At 40.9% G+C, this 5473-nt stretch carries 5 protein-coding genes and 1 tRNA gene; 3 read left to right on the forward strand and 3 right to left on the reverse strand.

The window, feature by feature from the left end:
- Positions 1-279: 279 nt before the first annotated feature.
- Positions 280-1620, reverse strand: a complete 1341-nt coding sequence (gene pssA / locus ACRQQK_RS14145) for a CDP-diacylglycerol--serine O-phosphatidyltransferase (protein WP_457512456.1) — start codon at positions 1618-1620, stop codon at positions 280-282.
- A gap of 79 nt (positions 1621-1699) precedes the next feature.
- Complete coding sequence (locus ACRQQK_RS14150; protein ID WP_457512458.1) at positions 1700-2152, reverse strand: GNAT family N-acetyltransferase; 453 nt, start codon at positions 2150-2152, stop codon at positions 1700-1702.
- A gap of 61 nt (positions 2153-2213) precedes the next feature.
- On the opposite strand from ACRQQK_RS14150, the gene murB reads away from it, so the two are divergent.
- Together murB and birA are read left to right on the forward strand one after the other, a co-directional pair.
- On the forward strand, positions 2214-3272 hold the full coding sequence (gene murB / locus ACRQQK_RS14155; RefSeq protein ID WP_457512460.1) for a UDP-N-acetylmuramate dehydrogenase: 1059 nt from the start codon (positions 2214-2216) through the stop codon (positions 3270-3272).
- Complete coding sequence (gene birA, locus ACRQQK_RS14160) at positions 3273-4235, forward strand: bifunctional biotin--[acetyl-CoA-carboxylase] ligase/biotin operon repressor BirA (protein ID WP_457512462.1); 963 nt, start codon at positions 3273-3275, stop codon at positions 4233-4235. It begins immediately after the preceding gene.
- Positions 4236-4264: 29 nt separating this feature from the next.
- Here the strand turns inward: birA and coaA are convergent, their stop codons facing one another.
- Entirely contained in the window at positions 4265-5188 is a 924-nt protein-coding gene (coaA, locus tag ACRQQK_RS14165) for a type I pantothenate kinase (protein WP_457512464.1), read from the reverse strand.
- Positions 5189-5396: 208 nt separating this feature from the next.
- On the opposite strand from coaA, the gene ACRQQK_RS14170 reads away from it, so the two are divergent.
- Positions 5397-5472 (forward strand) — tRNA-Thr (locus ACRQQK_RS14170).
- Position 5473 lies beyond the last annotated feature (1 nt).

Below are 5473 nucleotides of genomic sequence, written 5' to 3' on the forward strand. Positions count from 1 at the left end.
CGGGTTCGAGTCCCGTCCGCTCCGCCACTATTTGAAGCCTCAGTCGAAAGACTGGGGCTTTTTTACGTCTGAAGAAAGGTGAACTAATGCAAAGCGGCAATTCAGTTGGTTGCTCTTGGTTTAAGAGAAAACTGGCCATTAAGCAAGGTATTCCAAAATTTACACCATTACATTCTTTGTACCTATATAAAAAGCACCACACAAATATTGAATGTAGAGGATGGTATTTTGCAGATATAAAAAAACCGACACAGTTGTGTCGGTTTCTTGATTATGTTTTTACAGTATTTGTTTTAATACTCTATCCGCTTTCACACGAGTGATCTTCCGTACTAAGCGTTGTACTGCTTCAGGATAGTCTTCAAGTCTCTCTAATTGTCTGTATGTACAAACTAGGTGTGTATGTTGCAGAATATTGTCGATCTCTTTAGTAAACTCTTTGGTTAAAAGGTGATAGTCATCTTTCACCAATAGAGCATTTTCTAAGTCGAGTTTCCATGCTCTAGGATTTAAGTTATTTCCCGTTAACAGCATATAACGCTTGTCTACCCAAATACCCTTTAAGTGGAAGCTATTGTCGTCGTGTTTCCAAAGATGAATGGACAGTTTACGGCTGGCAATATTAGCTTCGTTGGCTTTAGCGAAGCGACGCAGGTTTATCTCATACAGATAAGGTAGCCCGCCAATCGTCTTGAATTCTTCTTCCGGTGAAATGTAGAAGTCGTTTGCTGTTTTATCACCAATGATGATATGTACTTTTACTCCGCGTTTTAGCGCCTTTTTTACTTCCTTGGCGATACTTCTTGGGAAATTAAAATAAGGTGTACAGATGAATACTTCATCTTTCGCTTGAGCGATAAGTTGTACGATGTATTGGTTAAGTCTGTTACGACGCTTACCTAAACCAACAATGGGAGTAATAGCAACTTTGTCTTGAGCAACAACATCCGGTTCAAATTTATAACTGGCCTGAGCTAGTGAGGCTCTGAATTGTCGGATGTCGGTTTTTATCTCTTTTGTATCAGGCTTATCTTGAGCACTAAGATCATTTACCGCTGGATGAGCCAACATTTCCTCTTGAACAAACTTGACCATACTGTCAGCCAAGGTCGCATTTTCAATTGAATGATATCGGTCAAAGCGATAACGCTCTTTGTAGTGGAGATAAACGTTATTTAAGCTAGCACCGCTATATATGACAGTGTCATCAATAACAAAACCTTTCAGGTGTAATACACCAAACACTTCACGTCCGCGAACAGGGATTCCATACGTAGGAATGGTATGTTGATACTCTTGGTTAAACTTTTTATATATCGCTGCATTGCCTTCAGAGGCTGCTTTACCTATTAGACCGCGTTGTGCTCGGTGCCAATCGACACATATGTTGATGTCTAATCCTGGATTACGTTGTTTAGCTTCAAATAGCTCAGTAAGGATCTCACGGCCAGCTTCATCGTCTTCGAGATATAGGGCAACAAGATAAATACGCTTACTAGCCTGACGAATTGACTCGATGAGATGAGTCCGAAATTCTTTGGCGGAGAAGAGAATGGCAAACTTGTTCGGATCTTGCGCAATAGTCGGCAGCTGGTCGAATGGGTTTCTACGAGCGATCATTTTGAATGTTTTACCTTACTTATGTGCAAACTTGCAAATGTGCGAATTACGGATAATACCAAACTAGTTAAACAAAAGGCTAGAAAAGCTGTTTATTCTTAATCCTGCTCGGTAAAAACTGCATTGGAATGAGATTCTTACCGCTTTGACTATACCTACCAAATAAGGTTCTAAGTTCATTAGGTAGTTCTTCAACTTCTATTTTTTTGAAACTTGCCTGCTCATAAAAATGTTGTAGATGCGCGTAAGAAAAACAAAAGTCGTTGTCTGCCAGAATTTCTTTTTCGCAAAAGCTAAGTAGTTCAGAGCCTATGCCTTTCCCCCTTTTCGATTCATCAACAGCCATGCCTGTTAACAATCTATATCCGGTAACAGAGCGAAATCTTACGACTGCGATCATTGATAACTCGCTATATGCCACGATCAATATTTCGTCGCTTTTAGGTTTAGTACTTGGGTAATGTTGTTTGTAGAAGCGTTTAAGAAGGGGCAGTTTTATTGGATCTAAGTGTTCAAACTTGAGTTCAGGCATTTGTGTCTTATCATGGCATCTGTTGTAGAATAATCGAAGTTTAGTTTATCTGAAGAGTCTCATGCAATTACATAGTCCTTTGCTACTACATCACGATGTGAATCTAGCCCCTTATCATACTTTTGGTATTGAGCAGCTTTGCCATACATTAGTATTTATTGAAACCGTTGATGATCTAAAAGAAGTGTATCGTTCGCAGCAGCTTCAAATTCTACCAAAATTAATGTTAGGTAAGGGGAGCAACATGCTTTTCACGGAAACCTATCAAGGTTTGGTTATGGTTAACCGTATGCTAGGTATTAAACACACCCAAGATGAAGGTTTTCATTATTTGCATGTTGAGGGTGGAGAAGATTGGCCAGAGCTAGTTGAATGGAGCATTAACGAGAATATATCAGGGTTGGAAAACTTGGCTTTGATTCCAGGATGCGCAGGTTCCGCACCGATACAAAATATTGGTGCATATGGTCTAGAGTTCCAGGATGTGTGTGATTATGTTGACTATTTATGTCTAGATTCATTGCAAATTAAGCGTCTCAGCAAAGAAGAGTGCTCTTTTGGTTACCGAGATTCTATTTTTAAGAAAGAGCTTTACAATAAGGCGATAGTCATCGCCGTGGGACTTAAACTCACTAAGCAATGGCAGCCAAACATTAATTATGGACCACTAAAACAACTTGGTGATAACTGTACTTCTAAACAAGTATTTGAACGAGTTTGTCAGGTCCGTAGTGAAAAATTGCCTAATCCGGCTGTAACAGGAAATGCAGGTAGCTTCTTCAAAAATCCCGTTGTTATTGAGCAGCATTTTGAAATGCTGAAGTCTTCATTCCCAGATATTGTCGCCTTTCCCGTTACTGATGGTGTGAAGCTTGCCGCAGGATGGCTAATTGAACATGCTGGACTTAAAGGCATTGTACATGGAGGCGCTCAGGTTCATCCTAATCAGTCTTTAGTATTAATTAACAAAGATAACGCGACCGCTCAAGATATCGTTGAGTTGGCTGGCATAGTCCGAAATAAAGTCTTAGAGATCTATGGTGTGTTGTTGGAACATGAAGTGCGTTTCATGGGGCGAGAGAAAGAAACGTATTTGAGTCGTTTTATTGGAGAATCGTGAGTGAAAAATCCAGACGTAAAGTTAAAGTTACTGAGCAAGTTATCTGATGGTTCATTTCACTCAGGAGAATCGTTAGGCGAAGATCTTGGGATGTCCCGTGCGGCGATTAGTAAGCATATTAAAGGTATTCAGGAGTGGGGCGTTGATATCTTCCGTGTTCAAGGGAAAGGATATCAATTGTCTCAACCACTGATTATGTTGGATGAAGCTTTAATTCAATCAAAGGTTTCAAATCCGGTAGAGCTTCATCCTGTAATCGGGTCAACCAATCAGTACTTGATTGATAATACTTCGAACTTGCAGTCCGGCACGGTTTGTATTGCAGAGTATCAGGAGAGTGGCAGAGGCCGACGTGGACGCCATTGGGTATCGCCATTTGGCGCCAATCTCTATTTATCAATGTACTGGCGTCTTGACGCAGGCATGGCGGCTGCGATGGGGCTTAGTCTCGTTGTTGGTGTTGCTATGGTAGAGGCTCTAGAAAATATGGGCTTGGAAGGTGTGAAACTGAAATGGCCGAACGACCTTTATTTTCAAGATAGAAAATTGGCTGGCATATTGGTCGAGATGTCGGGACAAGCCGGTGGTGCAGCGCACTTGGTCATCGGTATGGGGATGAATTTATCGATGCTAGATCCTAACTCTGCTATCGATCAGCCTTGGGCAAGTTTGTCTGAGGTGATCGGCACCGATCACATTGATCGGAACGTTTTGGCTGCAGAGTTTATTAATACACTAGATACTTCGTTAAAGAATTACGAAATTCACGGTATGCAAAACTTTGTAGAACGCTGGAATCGCTTAGATAACTTTATCGGGCGTAAAGTTAAGCTCATCATGGGAACGAATGAAGTCACAGGAATTGAACGTGGTATCGACGAGCAAGGTGGTGTTTTGTTGGAAACAGAACAAGGTATTAAAAGTTTTATCGGTGGCGAGATTTCTTTAAGAAACAACGAATAAAAAAGAGGCTGAGGCCTCTTTTTTATTCGTTACTTACGAAGAAGTATCTCTTCCACTGTATGGTTGAGGCTTTTTTTCAAAATCAGTTGTGCCCGTTCTTTTGTTGGAAGAATATTCCCTTGTAGGTTCTTACCATTAATTGAATGCCAAATTTGTTTCGCTTTTGCGATGGCTTCTTCTGTACTTAATGAAGTGTAGTGGCTGAAATAAGAACCCGGCTCTTTGAATGCACTGTCTCTGAATTTCATAAAGCGTTCAACATACCATTTTTCGATCATCTGGCTATCAGCATCGACATAGATAGAGAAATCAAGAAAATCAGAAATAAACACTCGATGAGGGTCGTGCGGGTAATCCATGCCACTTTGTAGAACATTGAGTCCTTCAATGATTAACACGTCAGGGCGGTCTACAACTTTCTTTTGCTCCGTGATGTCATAAGTTAGGTGTGAATAGACTGGAGCTTCGACATTCGGTTTTCCTGCTTTTACATCCGACACAAATTGAACAAGGCTGCGTATATCATAAGACTCAGGGAATCCTTTCTTATGCATAATCCCGCGCTCTTCTAATATTCTGTTTGGATGTAGGAAACCATCGGTCGTAACGAGCTCAACCTTTGAATGGTTTTCCCATCGGGCAAGCAAAGCTCTTAGTAAGCGAGCGGTAGTGCTCTTTCCCACAGCAACGCTGCCTGCAATCCCTATGATAAAAGGGGGAGCGCTCTCTTTATTGCCGAGAAACTGATTAAGCACGCTATTACGACTCTGTCTTGCCGCAACATACAAATTAAGAAGACGAGCAAGAGGGAGATAGATTTCTACTGTCTCTTTTACTGTCAAATTCTCATTGATACCTTGCAACTCTTGCAGATCACTTTCTGACAGCATCATAGGCACTGAATTGCGAAGTTCAGACCATTGTTGGCGATCAAAAGACAAATATGGGGTCATAACATGCTCAATTGTCGAAATTAGAGTAAGACCAGCGAACATACAATATGGTAGCCACAATTCAAACGAGAAAGATGGAATATTTAGTGTTTAGACGTGAATTCGCTTGAAAAATCATCGAATAAACAAAAGAACGTGAAATTTGGCATTTTTTTTCGCATAAGTATTGCAAGCAAATAAATCATTCACTAGAATGCGCACCACTTATGCCGACTTAGCTCAGTAGGTAGAGCAACTGACTTGTAATCAGTAGGTCACCAGTTCGATTCCGGTAGTCGGCACCAT

It is taken from the genome of Vibrio sp. C8 (assembly GCF_054051265.1).

Bases quoted from the DNA above. Each gene is read 5' to 3' on its own strand.
- pssA (WP_457512456.1), bottom strand. From the start codon at position 1,620: ATGATCGCTCGTAGAAACCCATTCGACCAGCTGCCGACTATTGCGCAA.
- ACRQQK_RS14150 (WP_457512458.1), bottom strand. From the start codon at position 2,152: ATGCCTGAACTCAAGTTTGAACACTTAGATCCAATAAAACTGCCCCTT.
- murB (WP_457512460.1), top strand. From the start codon at position 2,214: ATGCAATTACATAGTCCTTTGCTACTACATCACGATGTGAATCTAGCC.
- coaA (WP_457512464.1), bottom strand. From the start codon at position 5,188: ATGACCCCATATTTGTCTTTTGATCGCCAACAATGGTCTGAACTTCGC.